The sequence below is a fragment of the Rhodococcus oryzae genome (assembly GCF_005049235.1).
In the GTDB taxonomy this organism is placed as follows: Bacteria; Actinomycetota; Actinomycetes; order Mycobacteriales; family Mycobacteriaceae; genus Rhodococcus_G; species Rhodococcus_G oryzae.
This window is the reverse complement of the sequence record NZ_SUMD01000009.1, coordinates 177,914-196,016: the sequence shown is the minus strand read 5'-3', so window position 1 is coordinate 196,016 and position 18,103 is coordinate 177,914. Positions and strand designations below refer to the sequence as shown.

The window sequence follows — 18,103 nt, the reverse complement described above, 5'->3', positions numbered from 1 at the left end:
GTGGCCATCCAGGTGGGGTGGCCATCCATCAATCCGCGCTTCCACCCACCCAGCGTGCACGTCCAGCGCCAGCGCCCGTCCGCCGTGAGCGCGTCTGTGTGCCGTCAAGCACCGCGGTTAGCCCTGCTCTGCACCTCAGCGATCACGCATCGCGCAGCGGTGATCAGCTGTGTCAGCCCGGGTTCTTCGATCGGGAAGTGCCCGCAGTTCTCCAGGAGAACTGACTGCGTAGGTGCGGCGATACGGTCAAGGAATCGCAAGCTGGGCTGCGGCGGAGTCCATCGGTCAGCTGCGGGGTGAAGAAGCGTGACCGGGGCGGCGGTGAACTGCTCGGGTGCGGCATGCGGGTATGTGAACCAGTCGGCGAGGAAGCCGAGAGGAACTCGGACTCCGCCTCCTCGTGGATCAGAACCACACATGCGAGACAGGTCAGGGTTGTTGCTCATCCGGTCCATGCCTACGAGCCACTTGATCGGCAGGCGGAGTCCGCCGGCTACTCGAGCCATGGGCGGCAGAAGTGTGGGTGCAGCTTTCCCAGCGACTCCCCATCGGGCTGTGGCCGCGCGGGCTTCGGGATCGGCGGGGTCGAGCAAGCACGTCGCCAGTACAGCAGCGATTTGACCTGTGCGAGCGGCGACTTCGTACGCCATCATCCCGCCCATGCTCGCTCCGAAGAGAATCAGCGGACGCGGGTCGCGGGCCCGCTCGGTATCGACTAAGTCGCAGAGCAGATCGATCCAATCTCGGTATCGAACCTGCCCAGGCCGAGGCTCTGCGGTGAATCCGTATATGGGCATGTCAGGGAAAAGGATGTCGACGCCTTCGTCGGCGGCGAGGGACGCGAAGGGCCAGAGAGCCATGGCGTGGCCACCGGCACCGTGGATGCCCATGACGCGAATAGGCGCGTCGGGGCGAGACGCGCGTGCGATGTGGACACGGCGGCCGCGCCACTGCCACCACGTTGATTCCGGTTCGCGGTGAGTCGATCGGTAGTTCTCCGGAAGGAAACCGGCATATCGCGCTGCGTCCGTCATTCGAATTGCCCCCTATTGAACGTGCTGTACAGGATTGAACCCGCACCCCCTAATAGGACGGAGGATAGCCATACGACACCAGTTGGCATGCACGATGCGGGCGAACTGGCCAAAAATCTCAAGCATCGCAACAGATTACGAATCGCAGCTCACATCAGTCCGGTTCGGGCGGCCTACTCCGCGGGTCGGCTGAGCTGTGATTCCATGGCTTCGGCCAGGTGAGTCAAAGCGACGAGGACCTTGTCCCGGTCAGGCCCGAGTCCGGCGAGTAGCTGTGCGTGAGCGTCTAGTTCGCGAGGGAAGACATGGTCGATGGCACGTATCCCGGCGTCCGTCAGATTGATGAAAGCCGAGCGTCCATCAGTGGGATTTGGCGCACGGTTGAGCAAGCCCCGTCTCTCGAGTTTGGCCAGGTTCTTACTGACCCCCGCTCTGGTCATGCCGAGGAGTTCCGCCAGGCGGATGGCGGTGACTGCCTCGTCTGCATACCGCAGGGGGACGAGTAGTTCCACCTCAGCAACGGTGAGATCCGCATTGTTGTAGACGGGTTCGACGGCGAGCTCGAGCAACGCGGAAATTCGTTTCACCTGCGCCACAACCTCCATCGGCGAAGTGTCCAGAGTGGGGTTGTGCTCACGCCACAGCTTGCAGGTGCGTGATCGGAGTGAGGGGTTAGTCATCGCCACCATCTTTGTTAACTAGTAAACAGTCTGTTAGGTTGCCCAGCGTAACCCACCGCCTCAGGCGACGGTGGCTACCACGGTCAGCAGGGGCTCCGTCGGAGGCGGCGATGCCGGGCGAGCCCCAGGCTGCGGGCGCAAGCCATGCTGCAGAGCTGACTCGAAAGACGTTGAGGGTTACGGAAGTTCGACATTACTTGACGAGTGGACGTGCTCGCGCCATGCATTGACGCGGGCTGGAGGGGAGTCACAATGGAGTACGACGTAGTGGTGATCGGCGGCGGTGCGGCGGGACTGAGCGCTGCGACGCTGCTGGCCCGTGCTCGCCGCCGGGTGGTGGTGGTCGACGCCGGCAAACCCCGCAACGCCCCTGCAGAACACCTGCACGGCTTCTTGTCTCGGGACGGAATGTCCCCCACGCAGCTACTCGCCGACGGCCGCGCCGAAGTGATTGGATACGGCGGCAAGGTAATTCCGGGCCGAGCGCTGGCCGTCGAAAAGCTCGGTGCTCGTCAGTTCGTCGTACGCCACAGCGGCGGCCCCGACGTAGCCACGCGCGCCGTTATCGTCGCCACCGGGCTTCGCGATGAGTTACCCGAGATCCCCGGCCTGCGCGAGCAGTGGGGCGTCGGCGTCCTGCACTGCCCCTACTGCCACGGCTACGAGGTTCGTGACACGCCGATTGCGGTGCTCGGCGGCAACAACAGACCGTTCACCATGCACCAGGCGTCGCTGGTGCGCCAATGGTCTGACGACGTGGTGTTCTTTCCAAACCGGATCGTCCTGGACGCCGAAGAACGCACGCGGCTGACCGCCCGCGGGATCCGCATCGTCGACGGAGACGTGTCGGGGATGGTGGTGCAGGACGGTCGGATGTGCGGTGTCGAGTTGGCTGACGGCCGGATTGTTCCGCGGTCAACAGTGTTCGTTGGTCCTCGCTTCGTGCCGCACGATGACCTGCTCACCGCTCTGGGGTGCGATGCAGGCGAGGATGGCTGGGTCGCAACCGATCCGACCGGCCTCACCAGCGTGCCCGGAGTGTGGGCAGCAGGCAACGTCATCGACTCCCCAGCTCAGTTGATCACGGCCGCCGGCGCTGGGTCGAAGTCCGCCATCGCGCTGAACCACTACCTTCTCGCGCAGGATATGGAGCAAGCAGTAGCGAACATTCGCTGAGTACGCACGCATGGCGCGTGGAGTCGTGAACGTGTAGCGCAGAGTTAGCGAACGCGACGCTGGATTGGCTGAACGTGCCCTCCACCAGGTCATTGCGCCCGGCATCAAGGTTCGTGGTCTGCGAACGCAACATCACGGGGCTGCGCCACCCCGGACCGCCTGGAAATGGGGTTTCGAAGGTGTCGCCGCAGAAGAACCCGACCGCCCATCCGAGAGACGAACAGGGAACACAAGATCCGTATCGCCGACACTCCACTGCCCCGACTGGGCCGGTCCGGTCAGATCTCGAACGAAAACAGCCAAAGTAGACAACGCAGTTGACACAGATTCTCCCGATACGAGAAGGCGGCGCTCACGAGTTGAACCCGACTCGCTCACTGATCGCAGGAGTGCAGACGAACGGGTTGAAATAGATGCGGCCCTGAAAGCTGCCGCGAAATTGCGCTGTTCCACTTGCTATTACGCGAACCGGCCGGGGATGTCCACACCTGACCTAGCGTCATCGAGAACGGACCGCGCGACGGCGCGACAGGCATTATCGCCTGCCGCGACGGCGCGAATGAAGCGGTCGTCTACTTCGACTTTCCCTGATACTCGAGGTAGCTCAGCTGGATTGCACAGGCAGCCATGAGGAGCAGCACTGGCCAAAGCCATGTCCAATCGGCTGGCGCGCCAGAGAAAAACTGGTAACCCATGATGCCCAGGAGGATGCATGAGAGGACGCCCATCACTGACCGCAGAAACACTTGCGACTTGATCGGGTTCGTCATAGATTCCTTCCTTTTCGCGAAGCCCTATACTAAAAGGGGCGGTTCGATGATCAGTTGGGGACTGACGGTGTCGCACTCTCGGCGTTCGACCTCGCGGTCGTAGATGGGGCCACCTTAGCGGTCGCGGGCACCTCCACCTTCGACGTCGCCGGGGCCTCTCCCGTCGTTGTCCCCGGTGCGTCTACCTTCATCACGGACGGCGGCAGTGGCCAGGTAGCAACAGGATTGCCGTTCGCGTCGAAGAAGTCGCCGGAGAGGTCCGGAGCCCCTGCGGGGCGTGGAGGCAGTGGCTCATCGCCCTTGACCACCAGGACTCCTTCGTCAGCGTCTGCTGTCGCCGATCGCTCTGCTGCACGATGAGGGAACGGGTGGCAGTTGGTGGCCGGCGGAAGAGGCGGCGGCGCCATGTCGAACGTCACACCGCCCTCGTGAAAGCAGACACCACCCGGCGGCTCGACCTGCAGTTCCCCTTCTTGGAGGCACCCGCCGCATGCTGGTGGGCACGGGCGATATACGAGCCCCCTAGAGGCGAAGGCGAAACCTACTGGAAGCAAGGGCGTCGGTGACGCGTTCGATTGTGCGGCGCGCATCGTCGGTCGACGTGTCGAGTACGTACGGCTCGTACTCACTCAGGGACGCGAACTGCGCCCACATCGTGACAATCGGGTGCTCCTCGACGAGCGCATCGGGCGCCGTGCGAGCCTGAGCGCGCGAGAGAGTGGTGCTGCGGTCGGGCCGGAGTACGACGTAGTGGAGGGCGATATCCGTTGTGTGGCTGCGGAAGTGATCGAGCATCCACGGCCCGACGATACCGTCGAGTACCGTTGTGAATCCGCCTGCCGCGTACGTGAAAGCAGCTCCGGCGATGACGTCCATGACGGTCTGGTTCTGGGTAGCGGATGCTGGCTCGTACGGCGGGATCGCCCCGGCGACAATGTAATGCCAGAAGTGATCGGTATGCAGGTGCACGCCCCGCTCGAAGCTCCGGGCGAGCGCGGCCGCGACAGTGCTCTTCCCCGCTCCCGGTGGGCCGGTCAGAATGATCACGGTTCCGCTCATCCGATGAGCCCCCCTAGGTGCCGTCCTGTGCGCTTCGTCAGCAGATCACTCTTCTTCGGGCCGACTGGCTCTGTCAACTGAAAATGGCCCAACGTGGGGTTTGACCGACCCGACCCGACGGGTTAGCCGGTGGTCGCTGCTTCGGTGTGGGCGAGTCGATAGGCGTGGGTGCCGGTCTCGATGATGTTGCCGCGGTGGGTGAACCGGTCGATGATGGCTGCGCAGAGTCTGGGGTCGGTGAAGAGGGTGTGGGGCGCACAATTCGCTTTCCGCGGCGTTAACCGCGGCACCTAAAGGCCATCAATCTGGAATCCATCCATCCATTCCCTCTCCCCTCCTTCCTTTCTCGCCGGCCTGTCACACTCGGGAGATGAGACGGCAAAACCTGCTCGGCGCCCTCGTTGTCCCGCTGCTGGTTACAGGGTGCGGGGACGAGCGTGCGGAACATCCGAGGCCCGCCACCTACGAAGAGGCGATCAACGAACTGGTGTGCTTCAACCCGGGCACGACGTTCGAGGAAATGGACCGGAACGCGCGCGAGTTCGCGCAGGAGCAGGGGCTGTCTGTCGAGGAGGTGGCCCAAAACGGCGTCATGGAGGCGAGAGAGAATGTCTCAATAGACGGGGAATTCGGGAAGCCATGCCGGAACGACTGATAAGGCGCACGCTCGGGCGCCTGGCCTGCCCGCTGCTGACGGGGGTCTCGTCGGCGAGGAACGTCGACGCTTGATCTCAGAGCCGTGCGCCGACATCCATACCCAGGACATGGGGTGGACATGCCCACCATGAACACCGGCTAGCTTCTCAGTCACCGTGACGGAATCGCGGAGTAGGGCTCGAGACCACCTGCGCCCCGTCTCTGCATGCGGTCTGCGATGCCGCAAAATACGCACCATGACAGCCGTCGACGAAGTAGCGCCCAACGTCTTCCGTGCCACGGGGACCGACGTGAACGTAGTGATCCTGCAGGACGGCGACGCCCTGACCCTCGTCGACGGCGGATATCCCGGTGATGTCGGCGCCATCGAAAACGCGATCCGTTCCCTCGGCCGCCGTCCCGAAGACGTGCAGGGGATGCTGCTCACCCACGCACACATTGACCACATGGGTGCGCTCGCCAGCTTCCACCAACGCTTCCACATACCCGTGTTCGCAGACCCGACCGAGGTCGCCCACGCGCGACGGGACTACCTCGAGCAAGCAACCGCCAAGGACTTCATCCCGATGCTTCACAAGCACGGCGTGCTGCCGTGGCTGCTGCGAGTTGCACGTGCTGGCGCGACCAAACCTCTCGCCATCGCCGATGCCCAGGCAGTTCTGTATGACGGGCCCCTGGACCTGCCGGGCGCCCCGGTTCCCGTTGCGACCCACGGCCACACGTCCGGACACGCGGCCTACCACCTGCCGCAGCATGGTGTGATCATCACGGGCGACGCGTTGGTCACGGCACACCCGCTGTCGAAACTACGAGGGCCACAACTCCTCCCCCCGGTCTTCGACCACAGACACGGAGACGCTGGCGCCGCGCTAGAACACCTCGCGGCCCTCGAAGCGGACACCATTGTCCCCGGACACGGACCCGCGGCCTTCATGCCCATCGCGGACGCTGTCGAACAAGCTCGCGACCGAGGTCGCTGAGCGGCGGCGCCGCGGTCTCTTTCCTCGAGCCCTCATTGGCCCAGGGCACCGCGGGCCGCCGTACGCGCGGTGCCACACCGTGGCGCCGTCGGGCGGTTGGGCATACCGTCCTGGTGTGGGGATTCGGAGCCGCCTGCGGGCGAGGGAGCGCGAGCGGCGGCGCGCATGGTCACAACGGGTACTCGAGGGCGCCGTGTTGATGATCGAGGCCGACGCGAACACCGATCTGGTGTCCGCCATGGTGGACGATGATCCTGAGTTCGTCCGGATTGTCTACCGATCGCGGTGGTGGCCCCGCGTTCTCGGCTACCGCGGTCATGTCCCCGTGGCCGGTAGCCCGGCCAGCTCCCTCCAGTATGTCGAGCAGCTGTCCCTGTTCGAGGTCTGCGAACCCCTCGGACGACAAGCTGACGTGCTGACCGTCGACGGCGGGATTGAGTGGTGGGGCGACGGATACCCGACCCTCTATCTCTCGCCCGAGCTCGCCGGAAGCCCCCGAACCGCAGACGCGGCCACCGTCGATGACGACGAAGCCTGGGCCAGGTGGCGAGAACGTCGCCTGACCCCACTCACCGACACCGGTCCGGCGCGCTGGCTGGCGCAGTCCACCCAGGCGGCTCACGACGCATTCCCGGCGCGCGCGGTGCTCCGTCACCCGGACGGGCCGGATAACGGAATCTCCGACCTTCCCGTCACCGTGCTCGACGCGCTGTGTACGGTCCTGGCCCGGCACACTGCGACGCCAGATGAGTGCTGGTTCTGCGTCTGGGACGGCTACGCGTGGGTCCACGACACCCCCGGATCGTTCACCCCGTACCTGCGGGACGGCGAGACCGCGCCACCACCGCCCAAACCCGCTCTCCCCTCGATGATCCGGACCGGCCCACGCGCCACCATCGAACAGTTCGACTACGTGCTTTTCTCCGGTCCGGTCACCGCCGCGCCACGGATGGGCTGGTACGGGACACCAGGGTGGTTCTGGCGCGAGTGGCCGAACCTGATCTGGCCGACCGACCGCGCCTGGTTGGCCGATTCCGGGATCGACGACGACTGGCTCGAGATCTCAGGTCCGCGAGCGCTGATCGACGAACTCGACACCATCGCGGGCATCACCATCGAGCGACGGGCCTAACCGGCGGGCGCCGCGCCCTGACCGAACCATCATCGAAGTCGATCTCCCCCTGCTCGAGTAGACCGCGGCCCGCGTCCGGTACGGGCAGGTTCAGGTGCGTAGCGGCCACGGGTTCCACCGGCCACCCGGAGGCGGCTGAATGGGGTGGTCGCGGAGCTCGCGCAGTGCATCGTGTGAGAGCGAGCCACGGTTGCCGCTACTCCACCCGTCGCCCTCCCACTGGGTCTCGAGCCACGGATCGGGCGCGACGGTGATGCGTTCGGTGAGGGCACCGGCGGCGGTAGCGGCGACGTACTCGTCCAGCTTCTCGAGCAGGTCTGCGGGATCGTCGTTGCATGCGTCGCAGCCGCACGCGGGCAACGCCATCTCGGCCCATGCTCCGACACGTAGGAAGATCCCGGGGAAGTTGGTGAAGCCGATCACCAGCGGGGCCGCGGCGGGATCGGTCGGGACCAGCCGGATGTACTCGGTGAGGGTGGCACCTGTCTTGATGTAGCCGCCACCGCCCTCGCCTCGCTCGACCTGCACGTCGAACCGCCGCTCGAGATCCTCGACCATCGCGCGGGCCGCGGGGTGGAGCACCGCGAATCGTTCCGGGTTGGTCACGCGGTCGTACGCATCAGGAGGTGGGCTGTCCATCGCTGTCTTCCCGTTCAGGTGCGGTGACGTCAGCATACGAGTCGTTGGTCCACGGCCGGATGGGCTTGGGCCCCAGTTCCGGCCCCATGGCCCCCTCCGTCCATCGCTCCAGTTGGGCGTGCGCACTTGCTGAGCAGCTCCGGATCGGGCGAGTGCGATCCCGAAGCGACTGACCCGTTCGAAGAACAGCCCGGTTTGCTATTTTGAGCCAGTCAGCTAGCCGCTTGCGCCTTAGCCAACTGAGATGCCTGTGTGTGCTGCCACCCCGGGGTCATTCGAACGCTGGCCATGAGGCCGACGTGGGCCGACGAGGAAGCGTCGGCCCGCACCAATTACCCCGGCGCTATGAGTGTTTCACCGAGGTTCGGGACCTCCGCCAGTAACTTCAGGGCCATGAGTGTCGAAGCGAACTGGGCCCGGATCATCAGATGGTGCGAGCAGCACGCCCCCACGACTCCAACGAGGTTGCTTCCGCCGGCCGACTTAGAAGCCGTGCGCGCGGCCGAGTCGGCGACGGGCCAGACCTGGCCTGAGCAGTTGCACCAGTGGTTCGCGTTGCACAACGGCGGCTACCGCGAATACCCGGTCCCGCTGGTCCTCCCCAGCAACGAGCCGCTTTCTGTTGCCGATGCCGTCGAGACCTACGCCCGGCTGACCCGGCTGTGGGAGGACTACGCCGATGATCTCGGCGGCGTCGAGGCTCTGATGGCGGAAGCGGCGGGAAGTGAGATCGAGACGTACCTGCCTGCCTTCATCCCGATCGGCGACACTGGCCGCGGAGACTATCTCGCGGTCGACACCCGTGGCGGAGACCGCAGTGGCTGCGTCGTCGAGTTCTTCAACGAAGGGGGTGCCACCTTCCGGTGGGACTCGATCGATGCCATGCTCGACTGCACTGCTTCGGCGCTCGAGCAAGGAACGGACTGTGCGGGTTGGGTCGCCGTGATCGAGGACGGTGTGCTCCGCTGGGACTTCCCCTGACAGCGTGTAGATCACACCTCCAGTCACTGGAATTGGGACGACGCAGCGGCCAGCGGCGAACCGAACAGCGATTTCAGTAGTCCCTCGACGACGCTTGAGCGCGCCAACCAACCTGGAACTCATCCAGGTTTGTGTGATCTGGAGCCGTCCTTAAGTGTGATTACCAACTGGTCAACCTATCCAATCCGCATGCAGCCCAGACCGAACCGGCATAGGTGAACACCCCCTAATGTGGCGTCAAGATCTGACGTCTCTTGAGGTATCCCTCAGATGCCCATGTTTGTTACTGATGGCTTTCAACGAACAAAGGCATGAACAGATAGAGAAGACCCACTTCGGCACCATTCTCGAGATCAATGCCCAGCGGGAGTTTGGCTTCGAGGGTGGAGATGAGACCGACTACCGAATCGCCGGACATCAGGTCGACGCCAAGTGGAGCCAGACAAGTGGTTCGTGGATGCCGCCTATGCATCACGCCGTTGACGAAGTCCGGCTCCGGGATGCCCGCCACCTCGAGGATGGTCGGCGCGATGCCGATGACATGGCAGAACCGGAACGTATCCAAATTCCTGTGTGATTAGCGGCCATCGTTAAGTGTGATTACCGACCGGTAGGCCTATCCAATCCGCATGCAGCCCACGACGAACCGCCATAGGTGAACACCTCTCCATCCATCCATCCATTCCATCCATAACCCATTGTGGGCTGACGGGGCGCGCCATCTGCGGTTCCCATATCTATTCTGAAACCGACATTGGCTGCCCAGCGAACCAGCCTTCCAGTTGGTGAGTCGCCCAGCATTCCTGGCTCTAGATCCGGGCAGGCTCGGCGGCGTGCAGTTGTTCGAGGAATGCACTCAATGACCGTGCCAGTCGGCCGTTGTCGTCGGCGAACCTGTCCAGGCCGCCGACCTCGATGGCACGGGTCATCTTCTGAAGGGCGGCGAGTCCTCGCTTGGTGGGGAAGACGAGTACACGACGGCGGTCTGTGTCGTCGACTTTGCGGTGCACGAGGTTGTCGGCGATCATCGCATCGATCAGCCGGGTCAGGCTGGCCCCGGTGAGTTGTGTTGCGTCGGCGATTTCCGACATCGGATGGCCGACGGAATCTGCCACGGCGACAAGCACATGCCAGCGGGCGGTCGAACTTTCTCCCAGGCAGGTCGAGATGGACCGTTCCAGTTCCTGTGAGGCCTGCCTCACAAGTCGCGTCAGCTCCTCGAGCGCGTCGGCACCGGTGCTATTGTCCACACCGACACCCTACAGCGCCGTATGGGATTGTTTCAGATAGAAATATATGGCGGCGGTGAATCCCATGACGAATTCGATCTCGGCCTTCGGTCGCACTCGACAGAGCATCGACATTGCGCTGGTCGTGCCACGCAGCGGTGCCGCCGGAATGTTCGGCCCGTCCTGTGAGGCATCTGCGGACCTGGCCGTCGCAGCCGTCAACGCGGGAGGCGGCATTCTCGACCGGCCTGTGCGGCTGCATCCTGTCGACGCCGGGGCGCCGCTGCCGGTATTGGCGGCGCAGATCGACGCGATGGTCAGCTCCGGGTCGATTGACGGCGTCGTCGGCTGGCATCTGTCCGATGCTCGCAAGGTGATCACACCGACGACCGCGGGCCGAGTTCCTTACGTCTACACCACCTTCTACGAGGGCGGTGAGGATTCCGACGGCGTCTACATGGTCGGCGAGACACCGGAGCAGCAGTTGTTCCCCGCAATGAGCTGGCTGCGCGCCGAACTGGGAATCCGCCGCTGGTGCGTGGTCGGTAACGACTACGTGTGGCCACGGGAAACAGCAAGGACAACAAGGGGCTTCGCCGGTCTGTCCGGCATGGACATCGTCGGGGAATCGTTCGTCCCCCTCGGTGGACGCGATTTCACTGCGGCGCTCAAGATGGTTCGGCGCTCGCGGGCACAGGGCGTGTTGTTGTTGATGGTCGGCGCCGACTGTGCCGCCTTCAACGATGCGTTCGCACGGGCCGGCCTCGACGAGGACCGGATCCGGTTGAGCATGATGATCGGCGAGGACGTGCTCTACTCGGGCGGCCTGGACAGCACACGCGGATTATTCACCGCCAGTGGCTACTTCGAGGGCCTGATCTCGTCGGCAGGCATGGATTTCGGTGCCCGCTACCTCGAACACCACGGTCCGGCGGCGCCCACGCTGAACAACATCGGTGAATCCTGCTACGAGGGGATCCTGCTGTTCGCGGCCTTGGCACAGGCGGCCCGGAGCCTCGACCTGCGTGCGATCGAACGCCATGCCCCCTCCGTTACCTACGGCGGTCCGCGGGGTGAGGTCCGGGTACGCGGAACCCACACCACCCAGCCCGTTTATCTCGCCGCCGCGGACGAACTCGAGTTCAACGTTCTCGCCGAATTGACCTGAGACTCTTCGATGTAAGCCCAAGTCGTTCACACGGGGAGAACAGGCAAGCCGTGACGTAACAGTCCCGGCCAGGTCGGGTGAACGACCTGGCCGGGACATCCACGGCAATCACACGACGCTTTGCGTCTTCCGAAGGCCGAGTCCGTCGGCGTCGACGGCATTCTCGTAGGACGCAGATTGGCACTGCTCGTGACAGTTCTTCGTGAGTGTGCAGGTGAGCGAGGAGATCGGTCCGCCGTGGAACGGGCAGTCGTGCACCATGTCGGGGAGTTCGTAACGCTTGCCGTCCACGATGTCGAGGAGGGTCTGCCCGGCCCACAGTGGTTCCTTCTCGATCTCTTCACGGAGCGGGTTCGGCCGGGCCAGGTAGTACTTGCCGCCGGTGAGGACCGCGATGAGCGGGGTCAGGACCAGTGCGATCGCCAGAGCCAGGTAGGGCGACCACGCCTGCAGGAAGGCGCCGAAGGCTCCGAAGTAGGCGACGATCGAGACCGATGATGCGACCAGCATCGAAACGAATCCGACCGGGTTGATCGGATAGAGGTACGCCCGCTTGAACTCGATGTAGGGCGGGCTGATCTTGAGAATCCCCTTGTTGATGACGAGATCCGCGACGATGGCCCCGATCCAGGCGATGGCCACGTTGGAGTAGAACCCCAGGATCGTGTTGAGGACGGTGAACATGTTCGCCAACATCAGTGTCAGCGCGATCGCGATGTGGAGGGCGAGCCAGACGACCCGACCGGGGTGGACGTGGAGAACGCGGCTGAAGAAGTTCGACCACGACAGCGAACCCGAGTAGGCGTTGGTGACGTTGATCTTGATCTGGGAGAGCAGCACCATGACGGTGGCGATCGCGAGTGCCACGGTGGGGTTGTGGATCATCGTGCTGTAGCTGCCGAGGAACTGCTCGATCGGCTCGGTGGCCCGGGTGAAGCCCACTTCTCCAGCGATGTAGAACGCGAGGAACGCTCCGCAGATCTGCTTGGCGGCACCGAGAATCACCCATCCGGGGCCGGCAGCGAGTACGGCGGCCCACCACCGCAGCGGTGGTGTCTCCGACTTTTCGGGCATGAATCGCAGGTAGTCGACCTGCTCGCCGATCTGTGCGATCAGGGATAGTGCAACGCCGGCGCCCGCGCCGACCGCGACTGCGGTGACCCGTTCACTGCCGCCGTCTCCGGCCCACGAGAGGAACCCATCGAAGCCGCTCGGGTCGGCGATCGCGATCATCACCAGCGGTGCGGCGAAGAGGATCAGCCACAACGGCTGTGTCCATACCTGGAATTTCGCCAGGGCAGACATGCCGTACAGAACGAGCGGAATGATGATGAGGGAGCCGATCAGGTAGCCGACCGGCAGCGGCATGTCGAAGGCCAAATACATCGCCTGGGCCATGATCGCACCCTCGAGCGCGAAGAAGATGAAGCAGAAGCTGGCGTAGACCAGGCTGGTCAGAGTGGACCCGAAGTAGCCGAACCCGGCACCGCGGGTGAGTAGGTCCATGTCGAGGTTGTACTTCGCGGCGTAGTACGCGATCGGGATACCGGTCAGGAAGATGGTGACCGCTGCGACGAGGATCGCCACGATCGCACTGGCGGCGCCGTGGCTGACTGCGATCGATGCGCCGATGGAGTAGTCGGCGAGATACGCGATGCCTCCGAGTGCGGTCACGGAACAGGCCATCGGACTCCAGCGGCGGAACGACTTCGGCGCGTAGCGCAGCGAATAGTCCTCGATGTTGTCCTTCGCAGCCCAGTCCCGGAACCTGGACCAGGTTGTTCGTGTGCCCGTATCCACCGGTTGATGTCCGACGGGTGTTGGCGAGACGGTGCTCATCTGCGTCCTCTCTTGCTGTCGAAGCTGCGGCGTGTCCACGAGCTGCAGTAGGCAAGACGCTAAGGGTGATAGGCCCAAATGGAGATACTTCAGATGGAAATTAACCGGCTCGCCACAAGACGCCCCGCACGTAACACGAAGCTCACCTGACGGATTCGCCGCGGTGACCTGGCGCGACTTACATCGTCCCCATCCGGAATAGCCCCGGATGAAACTAACGGAGGTGGCGTGCCCTACTACCAGTTCACCTGCCGAAGCTGCGGCAGCTTCGACTGCAACTACGCAATGGCCGACGTCCCACTCGAGTCCGCCTGCCCGCACTGCGCAAACACCAGTGCACGAAGCTTCGGCGGCGCCGGCCTAGTCAAAACTCGGTCCGCGGCCACACGACTGATCGACCAAACGAAACGGACCGCCAGCGAACCCGCAGTCGTCGGCGCGCCACCGTCCAACACCGGAAGCCGGGCCTTCACCCGAAACCCTTTGCACCGCAAACTTCCCCGCCCCTGATACCGAAAGAAGGTCCGCCATGCCCGAACTGATCTTCCCCCTCGACTCCACCAAAAAGTTCACCGATCAACACATCGTCGGCCACAACCGCTGGCACCCCGACATCCCCGCGGCCGTGACCGTCAAACCGGGCGACGAGTTCCGCGTACACGTCCGCGAATGGTTCGATGGCGCCATCCACAACGACGACTCCGCCGAGGACGTCCTCCATGCCCCGCTCAGCACCGTGCACTGCCTCTCCGGCCCGTTCGCGATCGAAGGCGCACAACCAGGCGACCTGCTTGTCGTCGACATCCTCGACATCGGACCGATCCCCCAAGAAGACTCGGGTCCACTCGCCGGCCAGGGCTGGGGATACACGGGCATCTTCGCCACCGAGAACGGCGGCGGATTTCTCACGGAACAGTTTCCCGACGCCTACAAAGCGATCTGGGACTTCAGCGGCCACACCGCCACCTCCCGACACATCCCCGGGGTCAGTTTCACCGGCATCACGCACCCCGGCCTCATGGGAACCGCCCCCTCGGCTGCGCTGCTCGCAAAGTGGAACGCCCGAGAAGGCGCACTGATCGCAACGGACCCGCAGCGGGTACCCCCGCTCGCGTTGCCGCCCGAACCGCAAGACGCGATCCTCGGATCGCTGACCGGTACCGCATTCGGCCGGGCCGCAGCCGAGGCCGCACGCACCGCCCCACCGCGCGAGAACGGAGGCAACCAGGACATCAAGAACTTCACCCGCGGCAGCCGGGTCTTCTACCCGGTGTTTGTCGACGGCGCGAACCTGTCCGTCGGCGACCTTCACTTCTCCCAAGGCGACGGCGAAATCACCTTCTGCGGCGCCATCGAGATGGGCGGCTTCATCGACCTACGAGTCGATCTGATCAAGAACGGCATGGAGCTCTACGGCGTCACCGAGAACGCAATCTTCCTGCCGGGCAACGAAGGCCCGAACTACACCGAGTTCTTGGCCTTCTCCGGCACCTCAGTCACCCTCGACGGTGAACAGCGCTACCTCGACTCCCAGCTGTCCTTCCAACGTGCCTGCCTGCACGCTATCGACTACCTCACAAAGTTCGGCTACAGCCCGGAGCAGGCCTACCTGCTGCTCGGGGCCGCACCGATCGAAGGACGCTTCTCCGGGGTGGTCGACATCCCCAACTCCTGCGCCACCGTCTACATTCCGACCGCCATATTCGACTTCCCTATCGTCCCGACCTCCACCGGACCCATCACTATCAACCCTGGCCCCGGCGCCCCCCGAGCCACCCGATAAGGGGTCTGAGGAATGTTGCCGACGGATCTTCCGCTAAGCCTCAACCCGCCGACTCACCATGCCTAGAGTCCCAGAACATTCACTGCAACAATGTATTTAGACATGACTCACGCCAAGAACCCTGCATCGGACAGATGCAGGGTTCTTTTCCGGCTAGATGCAGTGTCGGGTCCTCGGAAAGTCAGAGGTCGCTGTCGGTCCGTGATGCTGGCAGTGGATCCGGGGAGGATCATCGGAATCGATCGATGATTCGTTGAGGGTCAACAGCTTCAGGTCGGAGTCGCCGGAGCAGGGCGTCGAGCACCGTCCCATCGAGTGCGGCTGCAAGCTGGGCGGCATCGGCGCGCATCATGCCGCGTTCGCATAGCAGTGCTACGAGGCGGCCCCTGCCGTGGACCAGTTCCGCGGCGAGCTCTACGTCGCGAAATCAGGCGACGATGAGTTCGTAGCGGGCCCGGGTTCGCCCCGCCTCTGCATCGAGCCACCCTGCAATCTGCTGGTGCGGGGCCTCGCCTGCTGACGGCAGATCTCCGTCAAGTAGGTGACGGACCATCGCCAGAACCAAGCCTCACTGGTTCGTGAAGTGGTGCCGCGCGCTGCCGTGCGGGGCGCTGGCCTCGTCTTCAACTCCTCGCATCGACCAGCCTCGGACCCAACTCTGCCGAGCAGCTCCAACCCGGCATCCGGCATCCAGCAGGGACTCCCTCGTGGACTTCTCTCCATGTGGAGGGCCTATTGCTGGGCGGCCATCTCCATGTGGAGAACTTTTCGGGATCGGAGCATCCAGTGGTGATCTTCTTCGACCTTCTTCTTGCACTCCGCGTGGCCGCAACGCTGTGGTTCGTGGGCTACGTCCTCTACCGCTTGGTGACCGATGGGGCGGAATCGCCGGTAAGCGGCACCCGTATAGGTGCAGTGCGGTCGATGGACGCCCCGCCCCAACTAGACAGTCATCTCGAGCCGCCGCCCCGTCGATTCCTCGCGGCTCCCCCGTTATGGTCAACGACGTGCTCGGTCCGCAATACCCCGGTTTCTGGAACCCCGATGTGCGGGGAACCCGTGTTCTGACGCCGGTCGAGCCCGGGGTGAGGGTGCATTGCGCGAGCGGCTTCGAGCCGACCCCCGGATGCTCGACACTCGACATGCGCGACTGGTCCTCCCCGCAGCGGTCCCTCGTGTTCGTCGACGTGCCCGTGATTGGACGGCCACCACTTCGCGTGTGGATGGACATCCTCCCCGCTTGGATGAGGGCCCCTGGGTCAATTGATGGAACGCCTTTTCGCTCGTTGACATCGGGCCGACATACGGCAGTTCTAGCCTGATCGTCATGAAGCCGGGGAAGGTGCATGTAGCGATGCGGTGCGTCCCTTTCGCCGTCCTTCTCGCCACCGTCACCGCGCTTGTGTACGTCATCAGGGAGCCGCCGGCCGCGCCGACGCCTGCCGAAATCACCTGGCGCTCCGCTCTACCGAGTTGCGGCGACGCGGCGCCTCGCCCAGGGACCGACCCACAGGAGCCACTCACCCCGCCGGTGATCGACTGCCTGTCCGACGGTCGACAACGCGACGGCGGCGAGTTCGCGCTCACCCTCTATACGACGGAGGGAGACCCCATCGTGTACTACCTACGCGCCGCGGCCGGAACGAACGACGTCGAGGTGTTGGTCGACTCGTCGCAGGACCAGTTCGGCGGTGGACCGGGCTGGCGCAGGATCGCCTGCGCGATCGCCGAAATCTCGCCTGACCTGCTGCGCGACTGCATGGCCAGCTACTGAGTCCCTCCACTCATTGATCGGCGCTCCTTCGACCACCATCACCGCCATCTATCTGTGAAGGTCACAAGTCAGCGCCGAGCATCCGCGACCCGAATCGGCCTCAGATCTGCATGTTCATGCACACGACGGTTGACGAGGGAGAGGTTCGGTCAAGATGTCAATGAGCTCTGCTTAGTTCACGAATCGCAACGATGCGACTCCGACGGGCGCGACGGCCGGCCGCCTTCTCCCAAATTCGGGTAAGGCGCCAGCGTGCCCTTACACGCGACGAGGAGTCCAGACCGGTCCGCACCATCCACGCGTAGAATCAGCGGGAAGCCACCGATAGTGATGCGCGTCAGACCCGAGTGAAGAAACGACGGCCGCCATGTCTTCTGCCACCCAACAAGCGCCAACCAGCATCCTGACTGTCTCTATCAAAGCGGCGGACCTGCCAGATTTCGCCAGCGAAGGGCCGATCCTCGTCGAGGTGGACACCAGCGAACAATCCGGGCGGACATATCGCCGCAGCTACCTGGTCGAAACAACTGTTGAGCGTCGGCAAGACGAGGAACCCCACAATCCGGAAGTCCGCGTCACCTTCGCCGAACCGGGCATCGACGCCATCACCTTCGCGCCAGCAGACGATGTTGTCGTGCACCGCCCATTCCTCGCCAAGCATCGGTAACCGGCAGACCCGTCGGGGCTGAATCTCGGGTCCGCACAGAGGCTGCTCGGCAGCAGTCACGTATCGAGCCATGAACTGTCGCCGAAACCTCTGTAGTGCAGAGTATTTCAGGGATGAATTGCCCCATGAAGGTTCTCGATGGTGCGCGCGCGGGTGGCGAGTTCTGCGCGCGCAGATTTCATAGCGGCGGCATGGCTGAGCGGGATCACCCGCCCCTGCACAGCCCCACCGCCGTCCGGCCACCGTCGATCTGTTCCGGCCACCCGTCCCCTGTCGTCTTTCACGCGCTGTCGATCCGACATACGCGGCGCCTGAACGCCGCGTCGAGGGGTAGTGGCATGGGTTCCATTCTGTCAGTGCGGGGTTCACCCGCGGGACCCGGACCGCAGGATGCCGCAACGCACTCTCGGATGGCGCGCGCACGCCGCCATGAGGCCTGCTTCAGGCGCTCTGAACTGCGGGTTCGAGCGAGTGACCGCGATCACGAAAACTCTGCAGTGGCGACTGTAGACAATCGAATGTCGCCGTTGTAATC

17 protein-coding genes and 1 pseudogene are annotated in these 18,103 nt (G+C 64.0%); 11 read left to right on the top strand and 7 right to left on the bottom strand.

Annotated features, from left to right (window positions below; genetic code table 11):
- Positions 1–104: 104 nt before the first annotated feature.
- Entirely contained in the window at positions 105–890 is a 786-nt protein-coding gene (locus FCG67_RS18905; RefSeq protein ID WP_342775494.1) for an alpha/beta hydrolase, read from the bottom strand.
- A 317-nt stretch (positions 891–1,207) separates the two neighbouring features.
- Positions 1,208–1,639 carry a MarR family winged helix-turn-helix transcriptional regulator gene (locus tag FCG67_RS18900; protein WP_246045158.1) on the bottom strand — a complete coding sequence of 144 codons (432 nt, stop codon included), beginning with the start codon at positions 1,637–1,639 and terminating at the stop codon, positions 1,208–1,210.
- A gap of 327 nt (positions 1,640–1,966) precedes the next feature.
- Between FCG67_RS18900 and FCG67_RS18895 the strand changes: the two genes are divergently transcribed.
- Positions 1,967–2,890 carry an NAD(P)/FAD-dependent oxidoreductase gene (locus tag FCG67_RS18895; protein WP_136911226.1) on the top strand — a complete coding sequence of 308 codons (924 nt, stop codon included), beginning with the start codon at positions 1,967–1,969 and terminating at the stop codon, positions 2,888–2,890.
- Positions 2,891–4,182: 1,292 nt separating this feature from the next.
- Here FCG67_RS18895 and FCG67_RS18890 read toward each other — a convergent pair.
- On the bottom strand, positions 4,183–4,707 hold the full coding sequence (locus FCG67_RS18890; protein WP_246045157.1) for an AAA family ATPase: 525 nt from the start codon (positions 4,705–4,707) through the stop codon (positions 4,183–4,185).
- Positions 4,708–4,841: 134 nt separating this feature from the next.
- Positions 4,842–4,961 (bottom strand): annotated as a pseudogene (locus tag FCG67_RS25245) (IS21-like element helper ATPase IstB); the annotation flags it as partial.
- Between the two features lie 128 nt (positions 4,962–5,089).
- Here FCG67_RS25245 and FCG67_RS18885 point away from each other — a divergent pair.
- The 3 genes from FCG67_RS18885 to FCG67_RS18875 all read left to right on the top strand — a co-directional run bounded on the left by FCG67_RS18885 (position 5,090) and on the right by FCG67_RS18875 (position 7,488).
- Complete coding sequence (locus FCG67_RS18885; protein ID WP_136911224.1) at positions 5,090–5,374, top strand: hypothetical protein; 285 nt, start codon at positions 5,090–5,092, stop codon at positions 5,372–5,374.
- A gap of 238 nt (positions 5,375–5,612) precedes the next feature.
- Positions 5,613–6,356, top strand: a complete 744-nt coding sequence (locus tag FCG67_RS18880; RefSeq protein WP_136911223.1) for an MBL fold metallo-hydrolase — start codon at positions 5,613–5,615, stop codon at positions 6,354–6,356.
- 115 nt (positions 6,357–6,471) lie between these two features.
- Positions 6,472–7,488, top strand: coding sequence for a hypothetical protein (locus FCG67_RS18875; RefSeq protein WP_136911222.1), 1,017 nt, complete (start codon positions 6,472–6,474; stop codon positions 7,486–7,488).
- A gap of 90 nt (positions 7,489–7,578) precedes the next feature.
- Here FCG67_RS18875 and FCG67_RS18870 read toward each other — a convergent pair whose 3' ends face one another.
- On the bottom strand, positions 7,579–8,127 hold the full coding sequence (locus FCG67_RS18870; protein ID WP_136911221.1) for a DUF6226 family protein: 549 nt from the start codon (positions 8,125–8,127) through the stop codon (positions 7,579–7,581).
- A gap of 393 nt (positions 8,128–8,520) precedes the next feature.
- Here FCG67_RS18870 and FCG67_RS18865 point away from each other — a divergent pair, with 393 nt between their 5' ends.
- Positions 8,521–9,108 (top strand): SMI1/KNR4 family protein, encoded by a 588-nt coding sequence (locus FCG67_RS18865; RefSeq protein WP_169310563.1) that lies wholly within the window; start codon positions 8,521–8,523, stop codon positions 9,106–9,108.
- A gap of 289 nt (positions 9,109–9,397) precedes the next feature.
- Positions 9,398–9,685 carry a NaeI family type II restriction endonuclease gene (locus FCG67_RS25425; protein ID WP_246045156.1) on the top strand — a complete coding sequence of 96 codons (288 nt, stop codon included), beginning with the start codon at positions 9,398–9,400 and terminating at the stop codon, positions 9,683–9,685.
- A 232-nt stretch (positions 9,686–9,917) separates the two neighbouring features.
- Here FCG67_RS25425 and FCG67_RS18855 read toward each other — a convergent pair whose 3' ends face one another.
- Complete coding sequence (locus FCG67_RS18855; RefSeq protein WP_136911219.1) at positions 9,918–10,358, bottom strand: MarR family winged helix-turn-helix transcriptional regulator; 441 nt, start codon at positions 10,356–10,358, stop codon at positions 9,918–9,920.
- 64 nt (positions 10,359–10,422) lie between these two features.
- Here FCG67_RS18855 and FCG67_RS18850 point away from each other — a divergent pair, with 64 nt between their 5' ends.
- Positions 10,423–11,505 carry a substrate-binding domain-containing protein gene (locus FCG67_RS18850; protein ID WP_211243268.1) on the top strand — a complete coding sequence of 361 codons (1,083 nt, stop codon included), beginning with the start codon at positions 10,423–10,425 and terminating at the stop codon, positions 11,503–11,505.
- A 108-nt stretch (positions 11,506–11,613) separates the two neighbouring features.
- On the opposite strand, the gene FCG67_RS18845 is transcribed toward FCG67_RS18850, so the two are convergent.
- The gene (locus FCG67_RS18845; RefSeq protein WP_211243267.1) at positions 11,614–13,179 is read right to left on the bottom strand and encodes a purine-cytosine permease family protein; all 1,566 of its coding nucleotides are present in this window, start codon (positions 13,177–13,179) and stop codon (positions 11,614–11,616) included.
- A gap of 393 nt (positions 13,180–13,572) precedes the next feature.
- On the opposite strand from FCG67_RS18845, the gene FCG67_RS18840 reads away from it, so the two are divergent.
- The 4 genes from FCG67_RS18840 (at position 13,573) to FCG67_RS18815 (ending at position 17,568) form a co-directional block, all read left to right on the top strand.
- On the top strand, positions 13,573–13,854 hold the full coding sequence (locus FCG67_RS18840; protein WP_136911216.1) for an FmdB family zinc ribbon protein: 282 nt from the start codon (positions 13,573–13,575) through the stop codon (positions 13,852–13,854).
- A 19-nt stretch (positions 13,855–13,873) separates the two neighbouring features.
- Positions 13,874–15,127, top strand: a complete 1,254-nt coding sequence (fmdA, locus tag FCG67_RS18835; protein ID WP_136911215.1) for a formamidase — start codon at positions 13,874–13,876, stop codon at positions 15,125–15,127.
- A 1,327-nt stretch (positions 15,128–16,454) separates the two neighbouring features.
- Positions 16,455–16,901: a DUF4362 domain-containing protein gene (locus tag FCG67_RS18820; RefSeq protein WP_136911213.1), complete on the top strand. Its 447-nt coding sequence runs from the start codon at positions 16,455–16,457 to the stop codon at positions 16,899–16,901.
- 367 nt (positions 16,902–17,268) lie between these two features.
- Positions 17,269–17,568: a hypothetical protein gene (locus tag FCG67_RS18815; RefSeq protein ID WP_136911212.1), complete on the top strand. Its 300-nt coding sequence runs from the start codon at positions 17,269–17,271 to the stop codon at positions 17,566–17,568.
- Positions 17,569–18,103 lie beyond the last annotated feature (535 nt).